17 protein-coding genes are annotated in these 18,157 nt (G+C 73.3%); 5 read left to right on the top strand and 12 right to left on the bottom strand.

Annotated features, from left to right (window positions below; all coding sequences use genetic code 11):
• Positions 1-87: 87 nt before the first annotated feature.
• The 5 genes from ACYF6T_RS30260 to ACYF6T_RS30240 are packed head-to-tail and all read right to left on the bottom strand — an operon-like array spanning position 88 to position 5,547.
• On the bottom strand, positions 88-885 hold the full coding sequence (locus tag ACYF6T_RS30260) for a type III pantothenate kinase (protein ID WP_461700424.1): 798 nt from the start codon (positions 883-885) through the stop codon (positions 88-90).
• 9 nt (positions 886-894) lie between these two features.
• Entirely contained in the window at positions 895-1,872 is a 978-nt protein-coding gene (gene nadC, locus ACYF6T_RS30255; RefSeq protein ID WP_461700423.1) for a carboxylating nicotinate-nucleotide diphosphorylase, read from the bottom strand.
• A 5-nt stretch (positions 1,873-1,877) separates the two neighbouring features.
• Positions 1,878-3,602: an L-aspartate oxidase gene (locus ACYF6T_RS30250; protein WP_461700421.1), complete on the bottom strand. Its 1,725-nt coding sequence runs from the start codon at positions 3,600-3,602 to the stop codon at positions 1,878-1,880.
• The gene (panC, locus tag ACYF6T_RS30245) at positions 3,599-4,603 is read right to left on the bottom strand and encodes a pantoate--beta-alanine ligase (RefSeq protein ID WP_461700420.1); all 1,005 of its coding nucleotides are present in this window, start codon (positions 4,601-4,603) and stop codon (positions 3,599-3,601) included. The genes ACYF6T_RS30250 and panC overlap by 4 nt, the downstream gene beginning before the upstream one ends.
• Positions 4,600-5,547 carry a Rossmann-like and DUF2520 domain-containing protein gene (locus ACYF6T_RS30240; RefSeq protein ID WP_461700419.1) on the bottom strand — a complete coding sequence of 316 codons (948 nt, stop codon included), beginning with the start codon at positions 5,545-5,547 and terminating at the stop codon, positions 4,600-4,602. The genes panC and ACYF6T_RS30240 overlap by 4 nt, the downstream gene beginning before the upstream one ends.
• Positions 5,548-5,730: 183 nt before the next feature.
• On the opposite strand from ACYF6T_RS30240, the gene ACYF6T_RS30235 reads away from it, so the two are divergent.
• Positions 5,731-6,927, top strand: a complete 1,197-nt coding sequence (locus ACYF6T_RS30235) for a threonine aldolase family protein (RefSeq protein ID WP_461700417.1) — start codon at positions 5,731-5,733, stop codon at positions 6,925-6,927.
• Here the strand turns inward: ACYF6T_RS30235 and ACYF6T_RS30230 are convergent.
• The gene (locus ACYF6T_RS30230; protein ID WP_461700415.1) at positions 6,917-7,132 is read right to left on the bottom strand and encodes a hypothetical protein; all 216 of its coding nucleotides are present in this window, start codon (positions 7,130-7,132) and stop codon (positions 6,917-6,919) included. The genes ACYF6T_RS30235 and ACYF6T_RS30230 overlap by 11 nt on opposite strands.
• 160 nt (positions 7,133-7,292) lie before the next feature.
• Here ACYF6T_RS30230 and ACYF6T_RS30225 point away from each other — a divergent pair, with 160 nt between their 5' ends.
• Positions 7,293-8,396, top strand: a complete 1,104-nt coding sequence (locus tag ACYF6T_RS30225; protein ID WP_461700414.1) for a DUF5937 family protein — start codon at positions 7,293-7,295, stop codon at positions 8,394-8,396.
• 81 nt (positions 8,397-8,477) lie between these two features.
• Here ACYF6T_RS30225 and ACYF6T_RS30220 read toward each other — a convergent pair whose 3' ends face one another.
• The 3 genes from ACYF6T_RS30220 to ACYF6T_RS30210 all read right to left on the bottom strand — a co-directional run bounded on the left by ACYF6T_RS30220 (position 8,478) and on the right by ACYF6T_RS30210 (position 11,099).
• Complete coding sequence (locus tag ACYF6T_RS30220; RefSeq protein ID WP_461700413.1) at positions 8,478-9,110, bottom strand: AAA family ATPase; 633 nt, start codon at positions 9,108-9,110, stop codon at positions 8,478-8,480.
• A gap of 49 nt (positions 9,111-9,159) precedes the next feature.
• A complete protein-coding gene (locus ACYF6T_RS30215; protein ID WP_461700412.1) occupies positions 9,160-9,831 on the bottom strand; it encodes a response regulator transcription factor in 672 nt (223 codons plus the stop codon).
• Between the two features lie 65 nt (positions 9,832-9,896).
• Positions 9,897-11,099 carry a sensor histidine kinase gene (locus ACYF6T_RS30210; RefSeq protein WP_461700411.1) on the bottom strand — a complete coding sequence of 401 codons (1,203 nt, stop codon included), beginning with the start codon at positions 11,097-11,099 and terminating at the stop codon, positions 9,897-9,899.
• A gap of 118 nt (positions 11,100-11,217) precedes the next feature.
• Here ACYF6T_RS30210 and ACYF6T_RS30205 point away from each other — a divergent pair, with 118 nt between their 5' ends.
• A complete protein-coding gene (locus ACYF6T_RS30205) occupies positions 11,218-12,255 on the top strand; it encodes an SAM-dependent methyltransferase (protein ID WP_461700410.1) in 1,038 nt (345 codons plus the stop codon).
• 30 nt (positions 12,256-12,285) lie between these two features.
• Here ACYF6T_RS30205 and ACYF6T_RS30200 read toward each other — a convergent pair whose 3' ends face one another.
• Positions 12,286-13,437 carry an NADH-quinone oxidoreductase subunit D gene (locus ACYF6T_RS30200; protein ID WP_461700409.1) on the bottom strand — a complete coding sequence of 384 codons (1,152 nt, stop codon included), beginning with the start codon at positions 13,435-13,437 and terminating at the stop codon, positions 12,286-12,288.
• Between the two features lie 31 nt (positions 13,438-13,468).
• Here ACYF6T_RS30200 and ACYF6T_RS30195 point away from each other — a divergent pair, with 31 nt between their 5' ends.
• A complete protein-coding gene (locus tag ACYF6T_RS30195) occupies positions 13,469-13,972 on the top strand; it encodes a PH domain-containing protein (RefSeq protein WP_461700408.1) in 504 nt (167 codons plus the stop codon).
• Positions 13,969-15,303: a PH domain-containing protein gene (locus ACYF6T_RS30190; RefSeq protein ID WP_461700407.1), complete on the top strand. Its 1,335-nt coding sequence runs from the start codon at positions 13,969-13,971 to the stop codon at positions 15,301-15,303. Before ACYF6T_RS30195 ends, ACYF6T_RS30190 begins: the two co-directional genes overlap by 4 nt.
• Positions 15,304-15,354: 51 nt before the next feature.
• On the opposite strand, the gene ACYF6T_RS30185 is transcribed toward ACYF6T_RS30190, so the two are convergent.
• Positions 15,355-16,665 carry a hypothetical protein gene (locus ACYF6T_RS30185; RefSeq protein ID WP_461700406.1) on the bottom strand — a complete coding sequence of 437 codons (1,311 nt, stop codon included), beginning with the start codon at positions 16,663-16,665 and terminating at the stop codon, positions 15,355-15,357.
• A 168-nt stretch (positions 16,666-16,833) separates the two neighbouring features.
• Positions 16,834-17,955 carry an alpha/beta hydrolase gene (locus tag ACYF6T_RS30180; RefSeq protein WP_461700405.1) on the bottom strand — a complete coding sequence of 374 codons (1,122 nt, stop codon included), beginning with the start codon at positions 17,953-17,955 and terminating at the stop codon, positions 16,834-16,836.
• Positions 17,956-18,157: the final 202 nt, after the last annotated feature.

The following is an 18,157-nucleotide window of genomic DNA, read 5'->3' as shown; positions in this document are numbered from 1 at the left end:
TTCCACCCCTTACGCGCGCGTGCCGCGTCCCGGGAGCCCGTCCCCACGCGCCGCAGGTTCCGTCCCACCCGGGTCAGCCGGGCCGTCTCACATTCGGGCGACGTTCCGCTCGTAGACGAGGCGCAGGCCGATCAGGGTCAGCCACGGCTCGTGTTCGTCGATCACCGAGGACTCGCCCAGCACCATCGGTGCCAGTCCGCCGGTCGCGATCACCGTGACGTCGTCCGGGTCCTCCGAGAGTTCGCGGGCCATGCGGTTGACGACCCCGTCGACCTGGCCGGCGAACCCGTAGATGATGCCGGCCTGCATCGCCTCGACGGTGTTCTTGCCGATCACGCTGCGCGGCCGGGCCACCTCGATCTTGCGCAGCTGCGCGCCGCGGACGCCGAGCGCCTCCACGGAGATCTCGATTCCGGGCGCGATGACCCCGCCGACGTACTCCCCGCGCGCGGAGACCGCGTCGAACGTCGTCGCCGTGCCGAAGTCCACGACGATCGCCGGCCCCCCGTACAGCTCGACGGCGGCCACCGCGTTGATGATGCGGTCCGCGCCGACCTCCTTGGGGTTGTCGGTCAGGATCGGCACGCCCGTCTTCACGCCGGGTTCCACCAGTACCGCCGGCACGTCGCCGTAGTACCGCCGCGTCACCTCGCGCAGCTCGTGCAGCACCGAGGGCACCGTCGCGCAGATCGCGATGCCGTCGATGCCGTCGCCGAGTTCGTCCCCGAGGAGCGGGTGCATGCCCATCAGGCCCTGCAGCAGCACCGCCAGCTCGTCCGCCGTGCGGCGCGCGTCGGTGGAGATGCGCCAGTGCTCGACGATGTCCTCGCCGTCGAACAGGCCCAGGACGGTGTGCGTGTTGCCTACGTCGATCGTCAGCAGCATGGCCCGTACCTACTCCGCCGCTCGCAGGTCGAGGCCGATGTCCAGGATGGGCGAGGAGTGGGTCAGGGCGCCCACGGCGAGGTAGTCGACACCGGTGTCCGCGTACGCCCTGGCGTTCTCCAGCGTGAGCCGCCCCGACGCCTCCAGCGCGGCGCGCCCGTGCACGACCGCCACCGCCTCCTCGCACTCGCCGGGCGTGAAGTTGTCCAGCAGGATCAGGTCGGCGCCGGCGTCGACGACCTCGCGCAGCTGGTGCAGCGTGTCGACCTCGACCTCGATCGGCACGTCCGGGAAGGCCTCCCGTACGGCCTTGAACGCCTGCGCGACGCCGCCGGCGGCGACGACGTGGTTGTCCTTGACGAGCGCCGCGTCGGACAGCGACATGCGGTGGTTGACGCCGCCGCCGCAGCGCACCGCGTACTTCTCCAGCGACCGCAGCCCGGGCGTCGTCTTGCGGGTGTCGCGCACGCGCGTGCCGGTGCCTTCCAGGGCGTCCGCCCACGCGCGCGTGGCGGTCGCGATCCCGGACAGCCGGCACAGGAGGTTGAGCGCGCTGCGTTCGGCGGTGAGCAGGTCACGCGTGCGCGTGGTGACCGACAGCAGCTTCTGCCCGGCGGCCACCCGCTCGCCGTCCTCGACGTGCCGCTCGACCTCGAACTCGTCCGTGCACACCACCGAGAGCACCGCTTCGGCGACCCTGAGGCCGGCCACGACGCCCGCCTCGCGCGCGGTGAAGTCGCCGGTGGAGACGGCGTCCTCGGAGATGGTCGCGACGGTCGTCACGTCCACGCCGTGGTCGAGGTCCTCCTGGATGGCGACGTTGGCGATGTCCTCGACCTCCACGGGGTCGAGTCCGGCGTCGGCCAGGAGCTGCGCGAGCGCGGGGTCGAGCCCGCACTCCAGGTATTCGGCGTCGTTGTCGGCGCCACAGGCACAGCCGTCGCCGCAGCCGCCGTTCGACGCGAGGGGGAGGTCGGGGGTGCTCACTTCTGTCACTGCTCCTGGAGGCGCTGCCGAGGCTGCTGGGTCGGGGGGAAGTCTGGGGTATCGGTGGTGTGTACGGCGAGTGTGCGGTCCGGATTCAGCCGTACGACGATGTGGCGGCGCCATGTCGTGTCGTCGCGCTCGGCGTGGTCCTCGCGCCAGTGGCAGCCGCGGGTCTCCTCGCGCAGCCGGGCGGCGGCGACCAGGACGCGGGCCACGCACAGGAGGTTGGTGGCCTCCCAGGTGTCGACGCCGGGCTCGGCCGTCTTGCCGTTCTCGTCGAGGGCGTCGCGGGCGTCGGTGTGCAGCTGCTGGAGCTGGTCGGCGGCCTTGGCGAGGGATTCTGCGGAGCGCAGGACGCCCGCGCCGTCGCTCATGATCCGCTGGATCGCGAACCGGGCCTCGGGGGCGAGCAGCGGGTGGGCGGGCTTGCCGGTGTGCTCGACCGGTTCGGGCACGCGCGCGTGGAGGCCGTCGTCCGCCTGCGTCGCCGCGATGTCGGCGGCGATGCGCTCGGCGTAGACGAGTCCCTCCAGGAGGGAGTTGGAGGCGAGCCGGTTGGCGCCGTGCACGCCGGTGCAGGCGACCTCGCCGCACGCGTACAGGCCGGGGACGGTCGTGCGGCCCCGGGAGTCGGTGCGTACGCCTCCGGAGGCGTGGTGGGCGGCCGGGGCGATCGGGATGGGCTCGGTGACCGGGTCGATGCCGTGGGCGCGGCACGCGGCGAGGATGGTCGGGAAGCGGTGCTCCCACATGGCGGCGCCGAAGTGCCGGGCGTCGAGGAACATGTGCTCGGCGTCCTGCTCCAGCATCCGGCGCAGGATGCCCTTGGCGACGATGTCCCGGGGCGCGAGCTCGGCCAGTTCGTGCTGTCCGACCATGAAGCGCACGCCGTCGGCGTCGACCAGGTGGGCGCCCTCGCCGCGCACGGCCTCGGAGACGAGCGGCTGCTGTCCCTCGGCGTCCGGGCCGAGGAAGAGCACGGTGGGGTGGAACTGCACGAATTCCAGGTCGCTGACCTCGGCGCCCGCACGCAGGGCGAGCGCCACGCCGTCGCCGGTCGACACCGAGGGGTTGGTGGTGGCGGAGAAGACCTGGCCCATGCCGCCGGTCGCGAGGACCACCGCGGGGGCGTGCACGGCGCCCACTCCGTCGTGCTGGCCCTCGCCCATGACGTGCAGGCTCACGCCCGCCGTGCGGCCGTCGGCGTCGGTGAGCAGGTCGAGCACGAGCGCGTTCTCGATGGTGCGCAGCCCACGCGCGCGTACCGCCTCGACGAGCGCGCGGGAGATCTCCGCGCCGGTCGCGTCACCGCCCGCGTGCGCGATGCGGCGGCGGTGGTGGCCGCCCTCGCGGGTCAGTTCCAGGTCGCCGGCCTCGGACTCGTCGAAGTGCGCGCCGGTGGCGATGAGCCGGCGCACGGCGTCGGGGCCCTCGGTGACGAGGATCCGTACGGCCTCCTCGTCGCACAGGCCGGCGCCGGCGACCAGGGTGTCGTCCAGGTGCTGTTCGGGGGTGTCGCCCTCGCCGAGCGCGGCGGCGACGCCGCCCTGCGCCCAGCGGGTGGAGCCGTCGTCGAGGCGGGCCTTGGTGACGACGACCGTCTCCAGACCGGCGGCCTCGCAGCGCAGGGCGGCGGTCAGGCCGGCGACCCCGGAGCCGACGACCACCACGTCCGCGGAGATGGCCCAGCCGGGTGCGGGCGCGTGCAGTCGTATGCCTGTGCTGCTCACGAGGCGGCTCCGAAGGTTTTCCCGAAGGTGAGAGGAAGGTTGTCGATCAGCCGGGTCGTCCCGACCCGGGCGGCGACGGCGAGGACGGCCTCACCGGTGAAGTCGTCGTCGATCTCGGTGAAGTCGGAGGGGTCGACGAGGGCGAGGTAGTCCAGTTCGAGCGGCGGGGACAGACGGGCGGCCTCGTCGAGGACCAGCCGGGCCGCCGCGCGGACGGCGGAGGGGGCGCCCGGGATCGCCTTCGCGACGGCGTGCGCGTCGGCCGCGGCGCGCGACTCGCCTATGGCGCTGAGCGCTTCGGCACGCGCGTGCGTGGCGGGCACTTCGCGCGCCCGTGCGCGCAGCGCCTCCTGCGCCGCGTGCCGGTCGCGGCCCGCGAACAGCGCGCGGGAGAGCGCGAGCGCCGTGCGCCGCTCCGCCTCCGAGAGGTAGCGGTTGCGGCTGGACAGGGCCAGGCCGTCCTCCTCGCGCACGGTGGGCACGCCGACGATCTCCACGCCGAAGTTCAGGTCGCGCACCATGCGGCGGATCAGGGCGAGCTGCTGGGCGTCCTTCTGGCCGTACAGGGCGACGTCGGGACGGGTGAGGTGCAGCAGCTTGGCGACGACGGTGAGCATGCCGTCGAAGTGGCCGGGGCGCGAGGCGCCCTCCAGGCGCTCCCCCATGGGGCCCGCGCTGATGCGCACCTGGGGCTCGCCGCCGGGGTAGACCTCGTCCACGGAGGGCGCGAACACGACGTCCGCTCCGGACAGTTCGGCGAGTTTGAGGTCGGCGTCCAGCGTGCGCGGGTAGCGGTCGAGGTCCTCGCCCTCGCCGAACTGCAGGGGGTTGACGAAGACGGTGACGACGACCTCGCCGTCCGGGCCGGCGATCTCGCGCGCGGTGCGGATCAGCGTGGCGTGGCCCTCGTGCAGGGCGCCCATCGTCATCACCACGGCGCGCCGGCCGGTACGCGTGCGTGCGTGCAGTCCGTCGGCGGTGCGCAGCAGGGTGGTCGTCATCGGGCGTCTCCCTCGGCGCCGTCGGTGCCGTCGGTCGGGTGGGTGCCGTCGGCGAGTACCCCCAGGAGGTCCTCGGCGAGTTCGGGCTTCAGCAGCCCGTGGGCGAGCGCGCGGTCGGCGGTCGCGCGGGCCATGGCCAGGTAGCCGGCGACGGTCTGCGGGGCGTGCCGGCGCAGCTGCGCCACGTGCGCGGCGACCGTGCCCGCGTCCCCGCGCGCGACCGGGCCGGTCAGGGCGGCGTCGCCGGAGCGCAGGGCGTTGTCGAGGGCGGCGCCGAGCAGCGGGCCGAGCATCCGGTCGGGGGCCTCGACGCCGGCCGCGCGCAGCAGCTCCATGGACTGGGCGACCAGGGTGACGAGGTGGTTGGCGCCGAGGGCGAGCGCCGCGTGGTAGAGCGGGCGCATCTCCTCGGCGATCCACTCCGGCTCGCCGCCCATCTCGATGACCAGGGCCTCCGCGGCCAGCCGCAGCTCCTCGGGGGCGGTGACGCCGAAGGAGCAGCCGGCCAGCCGCTGGACGTCCACGGCGGTGCCGGTGAAGGTCATCGCCGGGTGCAGGGCGAGCGGCAGGGCGCCGGCGCGCAGGGCGGGGTCCAGGACCTTCGCGCCGTAGCGCCCGGAGGTGTGGACCAGCAGCTGGCCCGGCCGGACGGCGCCGGTCTCGGCGAGGCCCTCCACGAGCCCGGGCAGGGTGTCGTCCGGGACGGTCAGCAGTACCAGGTCGGCGCGCTGGAGCACCTCGGCGGGCGGGACCAGCGGCACGTCGGGCAGCAGCTGCGCGGCGCGCCTGCGGGAGGCGTCGGAGACCCCGGAGACGGCCACCGGCCGGTGCCCGGCGAGCTGCAGGGAGGCGGCGAGCGCCGGTCCCACGCGTCCGGCGCCGACGACACCGACGGTGAGCCGCGCGGGGCGGTCCCTGGGATCTGGCTGTTGGCTTGTACTCACGCGACGGCGGCCTTCCCGTTCCAGTCCGCTCCGGGTACCGGACGATTTCTCGTCATGTTAACGCTATCGGTTCCGGAGACGTCCGGTTGTCCACAGGCTGTGGGTTTCCGCACAGTGCGCGCGCGGCGACGGCTCGCGGAAATCCGGGTGCTCCGCCACGCCGGGGCAGGCATGATCCGGGCCATGGAGGACGCGACGGAGCAGGCCGGCCCGACGGACGAGGGGATGTCCGAGGAGGAGCGGATCAAGCGGCGCCGCGCACGGCGCATCAGCGCGTACCGGGGCGCGCAGCGCACCCTCGCGCGCCTCGGTTTCCTGGACCCCCTCCGCGAGCGCCTGGCGCTGCTGGAGGACGTGGGGGACCTGTACGACCTGGACGAACCGGCGGACATGTACGGCAACGGCGTCGTCGAGGCCCTGGAGGAGAAGGTCGCCGCGCTGCTCGGCAAGGAGGCCGCCGCGTTCTTCCCGACCGGCACGATGGCCCAGCAGGTGGCGCTGCGCTGCTGGGCGGGCCGCACCGGCAACCCCACGGTGGCCCTGCACGCCCTGGCGCACCCCGAGGTGCACGAGCGGCACGCCTTCAGCCAGGTCAGCGGGTTGCGCCCGGTGCGCGTGACGAGCGAGCCCCGGCTCCCGACCGCCGACGAGGTACGCGACTTCGACGAGCCCTTCGGGGCGCTGATGCTCGAACTGCCCCTCCGGGACGCCGGTTTCGCGCTGCCCTCCTGGGAGGAGCTCACCGAGGTCGTGGAGGCGGCGCACGAGCGCGACGCGGTGGTGCACTTCGACGGCGCGCGCCTGTGGGAGACCACCGAGCACTTCGGCCGTCCCCTGGACGAGATCGCCGCCCTGGCCGACAGCGTGTACGTGTCGTTCTACAAGTCCCTCGGCGGCTACGGCGGCGCCGCGCTCGCCGGTCCGAGGACCCTGGTGGACGAGGCGAAGACCTGGCGGCACCGGTACGGCGGCCAGATCTTCCAGCAGTTCCCGACCGTCCTGTCGGCCCTCGCCGGCCTGGAGCGCGAGCTGCCCAGGCTGCCGGAGTACGTCCGCCACGCGCGCGTGGTGGCCGCCGCCCTGCGCGAGGGCCTCGCGGAGGCCGGGGTGCCCTGGGTCCGCGTGCGGCCCGAGGTGCCGACCACGAACGAGTTCCAGGTCTGGCTGCCCTGCGACGTCGACGTCGCGTCACAGGCGGCGATCCGCCAGGGCGAGGAGACGAAGACGCTCCTGTTCGCGAACGCCTGGGACGAGGCGGGCCCGGGCCTGGCCGTCACCGAGGTGTACGTCCGGGCCGCGGGCCTGGAGTGGAGCGCCGCCGACGTCAGGGCGGCGGCCGCGGACTTCGCCGCCCGCCTCGACGGCGGCGTCAGCGGGTAGAACCCGGTCGCGGGCGCAGCCACCGGGCCAGGCAGCGCCGTAGCCGTCCGTGGACGGGACAGCCGGCGAGGACCGCACGGAACTGCCGGCGGTCCCGCCACTCCCGCACGACCTGCCAGTCCTCGGCGCCGGGCGCGGGCGGGAGGGGCTCGCCCCTTTGCCGGGCGCGGTAGGTGTCCAGGAGGTACTGCTGCGTGATGCTCATGACCGTTCGCCTTCTCGGGACGTGGAGTCGGGGACCCGCAGGCTCCGCGGCGGCCTTCGGTGCTCCCAGGCTGCGTCCGCCGCGAGACCGGCGTCGCGCCGATTGACGGTGGCCGTCAAACGAGGACGGCGTTGTCAGTGGCGGGGTGCACCATGAGGTCATGAGCGTGCGCATCGACATCGCGGGGCTGCGGCCGGAGAGGGTCGCCGTGGTCCCCTCGCCCTTGGCCGAGCTCGGCATGGCGCTGCACGCCCTGTCCGAGCCGGGGCACCATCCCGGCCTGCAGGGCTGGGTGGCCGGCGTGACCGCCCGGCTCGACCAGCACCTGGCCGACCGGATGTGCGAGGCCGACTTCCTGTGGCGGACGACGTTCTCGGACCTGTTCCTGCCGTCCGCGGGCATCCCGGGCGGTGCCGCGCTGCCCGGCGCCACGCTCGCCGAGGAGCTGGACCTGCTGGACAAGCTGACGGACGAGCAGTTCGTGGACGCGGCCCTGGAGTTCAGCTGCGCGATGCCCTACGGCGACGGCCCCAGTCCGCTCGTCGACGCCGGGCTGCGCCGGCGCGCGCTGGAGCTGGCCGCCGCGCGTGGGCCGCAGCAGGAGCGGTTCAGCGAGCTGCTGCTGACCGACCCGCCCAGGATCCGGGCCTGGCTGCGGCAGTTCCTGCAGGACTGCGACGAGGCGTTCTTCGCGCAGGACTGGGCGCGGCTGCGCCACCAGCTCACCGCGGACGCCCGCCACAAGACCGATCTGCTGCGCCGCAAGGGCCTGGCCGAGGCGCTCGCCGCCGTCTCCCCGGTGGTCACCCTCGACGAGGACGCGGGGCAGATCACGGTCGACAAGCTGACCGTGGCCCGTACGACCACGCGGGACGGCACGCTGCTGCTCGTGCCGACCAGCTTCGGCTGGCCCCACCTGTCCGTGCTGTACCGGCCCGGCTGGCAGCCCGTCGTGCACTACCCGGTCGGCTCCCCCGAGCTCGCGGCCCCGCCCTCCGTCGAGCAGCTCGCCCTGCGGATGACCGCCCTGTCCCACCCCGTCCGCATGCGCATGTGCCGCCACCTGGCCCGCGGCGCCCACACCACCGGCGAGCTGGCGCGGGTGCACGGCGTGACGGCCCCGGAGATATCCCGGCACCTCGGCGTCCTGAAGAAGGCGGGCCTGGTCACCACGCGCCGCCGCGGCCGGTACGTGCAGCACCAGCTGGACATAGCGGTCGTGGCGCGGCTGGGCAGCGACTTCCTGGAGGGCGTCCTGCGCTGAGCGGCCGGTCCGGTCGCACCGGACGGCCTGGTTGCACTGAACGGCCTGCTCGCACTGGTTGGCTCAGGAGAAGCGGTTGGCTCAGTCGAACCGGATGTGCCGGATTCCCACCCGCGCCTGCCTGAGCCGCGTCCGCAGGGCTCCTTCGGTGTTCGGCCGAAGCGTCAGCCCGGCGAGCACGGCGATGCGGTCCGCCGTCTTCGGCACGGTCGAGTGGTCGGTCCACAGGTGCTCGGCGAACTCCGGTTCCGCGAGCCGCTCCAGACAGTGGTCGAGCTGCCGCACGGCCCAGGTCTCCCTGCCCAGGCCGGCGTTCTTGCCGGCGACGTACCGAAGGAGGTGTCCGAAGCCGCGTTCGCGCAGCCGCTTCAGCACCGTCTCGCGCTGTGCGAGGAGGGTGAAGTGACGTACGTCATGGCCGAGTTCGCGCAGCCGGCCGACGGTCTCCGCGAAGTAGCCGGAGTCCGTGACCGTCATGGGGGCGATCACCACGCCGTCGTGCTTGGTGAGTGCCAGGTCCAGCACCTCGACCACGCCCTGCCGCCAGGCCGCCAGGTCCTGGAAGTTCCCGCGCAGTTCGGGCGGCAGCATCCGGCGCAGTCCGAAGCCGGCGTGCTCGGGGTCGCAGATCACGCTGCCTCTCAGGCGCCGCTGGAGCTCGTGCGCGGTCTGTGTCTTGCCGCCCCCGAAAGGGCCGTTGATCCACAGGAGCATGCGCCGACCCTAGTGCGCGGCCGTTACGCGGGAGTCACGCGTACGCGGATCAGCCGTGCCCGCCCGCGCGCACCAGCCCGGTCTCGTAGGCCAGGACCACCACCTGCACCCGGTCCCGGAGGCCCAGCTTGGTCAGGATGCGCCCGACGTGGGTCTTCACGGTCGCCTCGGACAGCACCAGCCGGGCCGCGATCTCCCCGTTGGACAGGCCCTGCGCGACCAGCACCATGACCTCGCGCTCACGGTCGGTCAGCCGCTCCAGTTCCTTGTGCTGGGGCTCCTTGCCGGCGCTCGGCAGCATCGGCGCGAACCGGTCCAGCAGCCGGCGCGTGGTCGAGGGCGCCACCACCGCGTCGCCGCTGTGCACCGCGCGGATGGCGCCGAGCAGCTCGCCGGGGGGCACGTCCTTGAGCATGAACCCCGAAGCGCCCGCCTTCAGCCCGGAGAAGGCGTACTCGTCGAGGTCGAAGGTGGTCAGGATCAGCACCTTCGGCGGATCCGGCTCCGAGCAGATGCGGCGGGTGGCCTCCACGCCGTCCAGCTTCGGCATGCGCACGTCCATCAGGACGACGTCGACGGTGGTCGAGCGCAGCACCTGAAGGGCCTCGACACCGTCCCCCGCCTCGGCGACGACCTCCATGTCCGGCTGCGCGGCGAGCACCATCCGGAACCCGGTGCGCAGCAGCACCTGGTCGTCGACGAGCATCACGCGGATCGTCATCGGAGCCTCTTCCGTGTCCGTCAGTCAGGGGTGTTACAGGTGTCAACAGGGGGCGTGCGAAAACGTCAGTGCGCCGGTTTGAGCGGCAGCAGGGCGCTGATGCGGAATCCTCCGCCCGGGCGCGGTCCCGCGTCCAGGGTGCCGCCGACCATGCCGACCCGCTCGCGCATGCCGATCAGGCCGTGCCCCTGGCCGTCGAACCCGCCCTCCTCGTACAGCTCGTGCGGGGCGCCCTTGCCGTCGTCCTCGACCAGCAGGCCCAGGCCGTCGTCGAAGTACACCAGCCGCACGCTCGCGCCCGCGTTCGGCCCGCCGTGCTTGCGGGTGTTGGTCAGCGCCTCCTGCACGATGCGGTACGCCGTGAGCTCGACGCCGCTGGGCAGCGGGCGCGGGGTGCCCTCCACCTTGAAGTCGACGGGCAGACCGGCGTGCCGGCACTGCTCGACCAGGTCGTCGATCTGCTCGACGTCGGGCTGCGGGACGTACTCGCCGACCTCCTTGTGCTCGCCGGTGCGCAGCACGCCCAGCAGGCGGCGCATCTCGGCGAGGGCCTGGCGGCCGGTGGAGGAGATCGTCTCCAGGGCCTTCTTGGCCTGGTCGGGGGCGGTGTCGAGGACGTAGGCGGCGCCGTCGGCCTGCACCACCATCACCGACACGTTGTGCGCGACGACGTCGTGCAGCTCGCGCGCGATACGGGCGCGTTCGGCGGCGACGGCGACCTTGGCCTGCGCCTCCCGCTCCTTCTCCAGCCGGGCGGCGCGCTCCTCCAGCTGGGCGAAGTAGGCGCGGCGGGTGCGGATCGAGTCGCCGAGCACCCAGGCCAGCGCGAAGGGGACGGTCTGGAAGACCACGACCGCCATGTTGCCCAGCACGCTGGTGTGCGTGTTCGGCCAGCGCAGCTGCGCCACGGTGGCCGCGCCCAGGCTCACGCTCAGCGCGAGCCGGGACGCCCAGCGGGCGCCGGTGGCGGCCACCGTGTAGACGATCACCAGCATCGCGAAGTCGGCAGGGGTCACCGCGACGTCCAGCGCGAGCTGGGCCGCGCCCACCCCGATCGTCAGCAGCAGCATCTTCTCCGGCATGCGCCGGCGCAGCGCTATCGCGAGGCAGAGCAGCAGGATGACCGGAACGACGAACGCCGGCTTATCGGTGCCGCTGCCCTCCTGACGGACCGTTCCGCTCGCCACAGAGATCCCGAACAGGAAGACGGCCCAGAAGCCGTCGACCCACGTCGGGTGCCTGCGGAGGAAATCATAGAGGCGCTGCACGTAACCCAGCGTAGGGAAGCGTGATGCGTGCAGGGGTCAACCGGAGGACCGATCCGCATCGGGCACGCATACTCCGCAAGGTGGAGGCTGCGTTCCTCGGTGCGCTTAGCCTGGCCCGGTGACGGCAGAGACGACAGGTGAGTGGCGCGGCTGGCGGACGGCGGCGGAGGCCGCGCTGTACGGGCCGGGCGGCTTCTACCGGCGGCCCGAGGGCCCGGCCGGGCACTTCCGTACGTCCGTGCACGCCTCGCCGCTGTTCGCCGAGGCCGTCGCCGGGCTGCTGTGCCGCGTCGACGAGGCCCTCAAGCGGCCGGCGACGCTCGACTTCGTCGACATGGGGGCCGGGCGCGGCGAGCTGGTCAGCGGTGTGCTGGCCGCGCTCCCCGCCGACGTGGCCGCCCGCACGCGCGCGTACGCCGTGGAACTCGCCGACCGGCCCGCCGGCCTGGACGACCGCGTCGCATGGCTGTCCGAGCCCCCGCAGGGCGTCACGGGGCTGCTCTTCGCCAACGAGTGGCTGGACAACGTCCCCGTGGACGTCGCCCAGGTCGACTCCGCGGGCGTGGCCCGGCGGGTCCTCGTACGGCAGGACGGGACCGAACGGCTGGGAGAACCGGTCGCCGGCGCGGACGCGGAGTGGCTGGAGGGGTGGTGGCCGCTGGGCGGCGAGGAGGGGCTGCGGGCCGAGATCGGGCGGCCGCGGGACGAGGCGTGGGCGGCCGCGGTGGGGGCGCTCGACCGGGGGCTCGCGGTCGCGGTCGACTACGCGCACGCCCTCGACGCGCGCCCCCTGTTCGGAACGCTCACCGGCTTCCGCGCGGGGCGTGAGACGGCGCCCGTGCCGGACGGGTCGTGCGATATCACGGCGCACGTCGCGCTGGACGCCTGCGCGGCGCACACGGAGGCGCACGCGTCGACATTCACAACGGCGCGCACGCTCCCGAGCCCGCGCATTCTCCGGCAACGCGCCGCCCTGCGCGCCCTCGGCGTCATCGGCGCACGCCCCTCGCTCACGCTCGCGGCCACACAACCCGCCGCCTACGTCCGCGCCCTCGCCAGCGCCGGCGAGGCCGCCGAACTCACCGCCGAGGGCGGCCTCGGCGACTTCGGCTGGCTGCTGCAGCCGGTGGGCATCCCGGACGCGCTGATCGCCTGAGCCCTGGCCGCGTCCGCCCGTCTGCCCGCGCTACTTGTCGATGTCCCCGACCACGAAGAACAGCGACCCCAGGATCGCCACCATGTCCGCGACCAGCGTCCCCGGCAGCAGTTCCACGAGGGCCTGGATGTTGTTGTACGAGGCCGAGCGCAGCTTCAGCCGGTACGGGGTCTTCTCGCCCTTGCTGACGAGGTAGTAGCCGTTGATGCCGAGCGGGTTCTCGGTCCAGGCGTAGGTGTGGCCCTCGGGTGCCTTCAGGACCTTCGGCAGCCGCTGGTTGATCGGCCCCGGCGGCAGCTCGGCGAGGCGGTCGAGGCAGGCGTCTGCGAGGTCGAGGGCGTTGTGGGTCTGCTCCAGGAGCACCTCGAAGCGGGCGAGGCAGTCGCCGTCCCGCCGGGTGACGACCTTCAGGGTGTCCCGCAGCTCCCCGTAGGCGAGGTAGGGCTCGTCGCGGCGCAGGTCGAAGTCGACGCCCGAGGCGCGGGCGATCGGCCCGCTCACGCCGTAGGCGTGCACGGCCTCGGGCGCGAGCCGTCCCACCCCGCGCGTGCGTCCGCGGAAGATCTCGTTGCCGAGCACCAGGTCGTCGTAGACGTCCATGCGCGAGCGCACGGCGGCGACGGCGGCACGCGCGCGTGCGGTCCAACCCGCCGGCAGGTCCTCCTTGAGACCTCCGACGCGGTTGAACATGTAGTGCATACGGCCGCCGGAGACCTCCTCCATGACGTTCTGGAGGGTCTCTCGCTCGCGGAAGGCGTAGAAGACCGGGGTGATGCCGCCGAGTTCCAGCGGATAGGAGCCGAGGAACATCAGGTGGTTGAGGACCCGGTTGAGCTCCGCGAGCAGCGTGCGCGTCCACACCGCGCGCGTGGGGACCTCCATGCCGAGCATGCGCTCCACGGCGAGGACCACGCCCAGCTCGTTGGAGAAGGCCGACAGCCAGTCGTGGCGGTTGGCGAGCATGATGATCTGGCGGTAGTCGCGCGCCTCGAAGAGCTTCTCCGCGCCGCGGTGCATGTACCCGATCACCGGTTCCGCGTGCGTGATGCGCTCGCCGTCCAGCACCAGCCTGAGGCGCAGCACGCCGTGTGTGGAGGGGTGCTGCGGCCCGATGTTGAGCACCATGTCGGTGCTCTCCGCGGCGCCGCCGATACCGACCATGGTCTCCGTCGTAGGAGTCATGGACACAGTCTCTCCTACGTACGCTGGCCGTATGGATACGGGGAGCCCGCAGACGACGGGCACAACGGGGGCGGAGCCGGCCTGGAGGGGGCTTCCTCCCGGCCTGCTGCGGATGCGGCGGCTGTTGCTGGTGGTGTGGCTGGGGCTGCTCGCCCTCGCCACCGGTCTGCTGCTCGGCCTGTTCGCGGGCCCCGTGTGGGCCGTCTTCGCGCTGCTGCCGCTCGCCGTCGCGGCCTGGGGCTGGGTGCTGCTGGGCCGCAACTGGCGCTCCTGGCGGTACGCCGAGCGCGCCGACGACCTGCTGATCAGCCGGGGTGTGCTGTGGCGCGAGGAGACGGTCGTGCCGTACGGGCGCATGCAGCTGGTGGAGGTCACCTCCGGGCCCGTGGAGCGGCACTTCGGGCTGGCCAGCGTGCAGCTGCACACCGCGGCCGCGGCGACCGACGCGACCATCCCCGGCCTCGACCCGGCGGAGGCGGAGCGGCTGCGCGACCGGCTCACCGAGCTCGGCGAGGCCCGATCGGCGGGGCTGTGACCACGCCGGGCGTCGAGGACGACGTACGCGAGAAGCCGCCCGTCGTCGAGCGGCGGCTGCATCCGGTGACGCCGCTGCGGCGCGCATGGGCGCCGATCGCCGTCGTCATCGGCTGGGCCGTGCACGACCCGGACCAGGCGCAGCGACAGTTGACGCGGCTGACCACCACCACGCTGCTGATCGCGCTGGCCGTCGTCGTCCCGACGGCCGCCCTGTACGGCGTGCTCACCTGGTGGTTCACGCACTTCGCGGTGACGGACACCGAACTGCGCATCCGCACCGGCCTGCTGTTCCGCCGCACCGCGCACATCCGCCTCGAACGGATCCAGGCGGTCGACGTCACCCAGCCGCTCCTCGCGCGCGTGGCGGGCGTCGCGAAGCTGCGGCTGGACGTCATAGGCGCGGACAAGAAGGACGAGCTCGCCTTCCTCGGGGAGCGCGAGGCGCGTGCGCTGCGCGCGGAACTCCTCGCGCGCGCCGCCGGTTTCGCGCCCGAGACCGCGCACGAAGTCGGCGAGGCGCCGGCGCGTGAGCTGCTGCGCACGCCCCCTCGTCTGCTCGCGCTCTCCCTCGTGCTGACGGGCGCCACCTGGGGCTCCCTCGCCGCCGCCCTCGTCGTCCCGCCCCTGCTGTGGCTGGCCACCCACAGCGTGTGGACGGTCCTCGCGACCGGTCTGCCGCTGCTGGGGGCGGCGGGCGCGAGCAGCGTGGGACGGTTCGTCGGGGAGTACGACTGGACGGTGGCCGAGTCGCCGGACGGGCTCAGGATCGACCACGGGTTGCTCGACCGGACGCACGAGACGGTGCCGCCGGGGCGGGTGCAGACCGTGCGGATCGTCCAGCCGCTGCTGTGGCGGTGGCCGGGCTGGGTCCGGGTGGAGCTGGACGTGGCCGGATCGGACAACTCCGTGCTGGTGCCCGTCGCGCCGCGCGAGGTCGCCGAAGCGGTCGTCGCGCGTGTGCTGCCCGGGGTGCGCGTGCCGGCGGCCGTCTCGATGGACCGCCCGCCGCAGCGGGCCGGTCGGTGCGCGCCCGTGCGGTGGCGCGGCTACGGACTCGCCGTCACCGACACCGTGTTCGCGGCCCGGCACGGACTGCTGCGGCGCACGCTCGCACTCGTGCCGCACGCGAAGGTGCAGAGCGTACGGCTCACCCAGGGGCCCTGGGAGCGGCTGTGGCGGCTCGCCGACGTGCACGTGGACACGGGGGCCGGCAAGACGGTCACGGCGCGGCTGCGGGACGCCCAAGAGGCGGCACGGCTGCTGCGGGCGCAGGCGGAGCGGTCGCGGACGGGGCGCCGGGGGGCGCGGCCGGACCGGTGGATGGCCTGACGACCGCGCCGACGCCCGCGGCAGGTGCCTCCCGGCGAGGGCGGCGCGGGGTCAGGAGACCGCGCTGCGCAGGCCCTGGAGGTTGATCTGTTCCGTCTCGTCGTGGGCGGTCAGGTCGATCACCTGGCCGACGCCCCGCGACTCCTCGTCGGCCGGCTTGAACTCCGCCTCGGCCTCCGCCTTGTGCAGGGCGAGCGCCTCCTGGCCGACGACGTCCGCGAGGTCCTCGTTCTGCACGGACTCCAGGGCGCCGCGCGAGGGCTCCCGCTTCGTGCCGAAGAAGTCGAACCCGCCCTCGACGGCGGGGCGGCGCACGGGCGTGCCCGGTACGACCGCCACCGCGGTCGGCTCCACGAAGTGCCCCGCGGGCTGCCGCACGGGCTGGCCGGGCTTGGCCGGGGTGGTGGCGGCCGCGTGCTCGTGCCCGTCGGCCGCCTCGGGCTTCCCCTGCGCCTCGTCCTCCTGGGCGGCCGCGTCGCTCGGACCGTCGGCGGCCTCGGCCGCGGGGGCGCCCGCCGTCACCGGCTCGTCCGGCGTGGCCTCCGCGTCCCGGGCGGAGTCCGTGGCCGGCGTGCCCTTGGCGTCCTTCGTGTTCTTCGCGTCCGTGGTCTCGTCGGCGTCGGCGGCCGCGTCGCCCTTGGCGGGGCCGTCGTCGTCGGGGGTGCCGTCGCCGTCCTCGTCGAACCGCTTCAGCGCCGCCTTCGCGCGCAGGAACAGCTGCGAGCCCTCCGGGGAGAACACCGCGGGCGTGGCGGACTGCTCGTCGCCCTCGGCCGTCTCGACGCTCTCCGCCGTCTCGTCGCCCTCGGCCGTCTCGTCGACGTCCGCCGAGGCGGCCACAGCCTCGGACTCGTCCTCGGGCGAGGTCTTCTGCGCCGGCACGGGCGGCAACGCGCGCGTGTCGGTCGAGGCCTCTATCTCCAGCAGGCGCCGGCCCTCCAGCGCGCTCGCCCGCTCGGTCTCCGCGGTGGCGTACCGGCGCAGCAGCGCCGCGTGCTCGTTGCGCAGACCCGCCAGCTCCGAACGCTTCGCCCGCAGCCGCTGCTCCAGCTTGGCGCGCAGCTCGCGGGACTCCTCGAGGTCGGTCTCCAGCTCGGCGATCCGCTCCTCGTGCCGCCACTCGTCGCTCGCACGCGCGCGCGTGAGGTCGGCGACCCGTTTTCCGGCCTCGACGTCCCAGCGGCGCATGACGGCCGCGCCCACGGCGGCCGTCGCCGCCGCGACCGCTGCCGTCACCCGTAGCACGGACTGTTGCGTGAAGACCCAGGGGCCGAGGGCGCAGACGAGGGAGACGCCTGCGATCGCCGACGGAGGCAGCAGCCTGTGCAGAGGCGGAGAATGGCGGTGACGTCCACGTGGCATGGCCAGAAACTTACCGCGCGTAGGCGGGGGTTGGCGCCCCGCCCCGTAAAAACACAGCCATAACGAAACGTTCACAGGGCATCAGGGGTCGGCTTTGCGTTTCCTTTGCACCATCCGCGCGCGTGAAGTCTCTTAGCGGACCGCCCGACCGCGAATTGCGCGCGGAGATCACCGATCCGTCAACCGCCCGCTGATCCACTGCAGCGTCGCCGGAATCTCCCGCCGCCAGGTGTTGAAGTTGTGGCCGCCGCTTTCGAGGATGATCGACGAGATCCGGGTCGGCTTCTTGGCCTGCACACGTTCTATGAACCTCAGTGTGTCCCGGTAGTTGGATTCGCCGATCCTGCTGCTGGTGACGAGCAGTGAGGTGTCCGGCGCCGGCAGGTGCTTGAGGCACCACCACAGGTCCGCCCGCTCACGCAGCTTCCGGTCGCCGTGGAAGAGGTCGCCCGTGGTGGGGTCGACGGGCGCCTCGTAGTACGGGGACAGGCCCGCCCCCGCCGCGTACGTCCCGGGGTGGTGCAGGGCGAGCTTCAGGGCGCAGTAACCGCCCGTGGAGTCGCCGATGATGCCCCAGCTCCCCGGCTTCCTGCCCACCCTGTAGTGCGCGAGCACGGCGTCGGGCAGGTCCTCGGCGAAGAAGGTCTCGGTGTGCGGGCCGCCGGGGACGTCCACGCACTCCGTGTCGCGCGGCGGCGCCACCGTGGGACGCAGCATCACCAGGATCATCGGCTGCATACGGCCGTCCTTCGCGAGGCTCTGTGCCGTGCGCGGGTAGTGCAGCTTGTCGACCAGCGCCCGGGCGGTCCCCGGATACCCCGTCAGGACGACCGCCGCCGGGAACGTGCGCGTGCGGTACCGCGGCTGGAAGTACTCCGGCGGCAGGTACACGTACGCCGACGTGGCGATGTGCGTCCTGCGGCCCACGATGTCGACCCTCTGGACCTGCCCGCCCACCCGCGCGGCGGAACCGCCACGCACGCGTGCCGTGTCGATCACCTGCAGCGGGCCGCCGGAGCCGTCGGGAGCCGTATGGTTGACGACCACACCCTGGTCCCTCTCCCGGCCGAACAGGTCCGCCCAGCTGGCGTAGAACCCGAAGGCCTGGTTGGCGGCCAGGCCCACCGACAGGAACAGGACCAGCTGAGTGGTCAGGAGCAGGCCGACCCGCCCGCCGACGGCCCGCCAGTTCCGGCGCGCGAGACGCGGCCACAGCCACACCGTGCCGACGAACAGCAGTACGGCGAACACCACCGTCAGCACCAGCAATGTGTTGCTCGTAAGACCCATGACCTGCTTCCTGCCTGCGCTTTCTCACCGGTCCCTTACTTCTTCGCAAGGGCTTGTCCGGGACTTTCCCCGGCCTTTGAGGTGGCTTTGGGGAGCGGAGTGAACCTCTCCCCTCGTGACACCGTCCTAGAGGGCGCAATGTCGCCGGATGCCCGAATCGGCACCGGATCCAAGATCTCTCGCAGAACTACGGGATGCGATG

This window comes from Streptomyces sp. 7R007, assembly GCF_054850255.1.
This window is presented reverse-complemented; position numbering and strand designations above follow the sequence as displayed.

Excerpts from the sequence above, each read along its gene's own strand:
- ACYF6T_RS30225 (WP_461700414.1), top strand. The coding sequence starts at position 7,293 with ATGAGCGTGCGCATCGACATCGCGGGGCTGCGGCCGGAGAGGGTCGCC.
- ACYF6T_RS30235 (WP_461700417.1), top strand. The coding sequence starts at position 5,731 with ATGGAGGACGCGACGGAGCAGGCCGGCCCGACGGACGAGGGGATGTCC.
- ACYF6T_RS30215 (WP_461700412.1), bottom strand. The coding sequence starts at position 9,831 with ATGACGATCCGCGTGATGCTCGTCGACGACCAGGTGCTGCTGCGCACC.
- ACYF6T_RS30200 (WP_461700409.1), bottom strand. The coding sequence starts at position 13,437 with ATGACTCCTACGACGGAGACCATGGTCGGTATCGGCGGCGCCGCGGAG.
- ACYF6T_RS30195 (WP_461700408.1), top strand. The coding sequence starts at position 13,469 with ATGGATACGGGGAGCCCGCAGACGACGGGCACAACGGGGGCGGAGCCG.
- ACYF6T_RS30185 (WP_461700406.1), bottom strand. The coding sequence starts at position 16,665 with ATGCCACGTGGACGTCACCGCCATTCTCCGCCTCTGCACAGGCTGCTG.
- ACYF6T_RS30220 (WP_461700413.1), bottom strand. The coding sequence starts at position 9,110 with ATGCTCCTGTGGATCAACGGCCCTTTCGGGGGCGGCAAGACACAGACC.
- ACYF6T_RS30230 (WP_461700415.1), bottom strand. The coding sequence starts at position 7,132 with ATGAGCATCACGCAGCAGTACCTCCTGGACACCTACCGCGCCCGGCAA.
- panC (WP_461700420.1), bottom strand. The coding sequence starts at position 4,603 with ATGACGACCACCCTGCTGCGCACCGCCGACGGACTGCACGCACGCACG.
- ACYF6T_RS30260 (WP_461700424.1), bottom strand. The coding sequence starts at position 885 with ATGCTGCTGACGATCGACGTAGGCAACACGCACACCGTCCTGGGCCTG.
- ACYF6T_RS30180 (WP_461700405.1), bottom strand. The coding sequence starts at position 17,955 with ATGGGTCTTACGAGCAACACATTGCTGGTGCTGACGGTGGTGTTCGCC.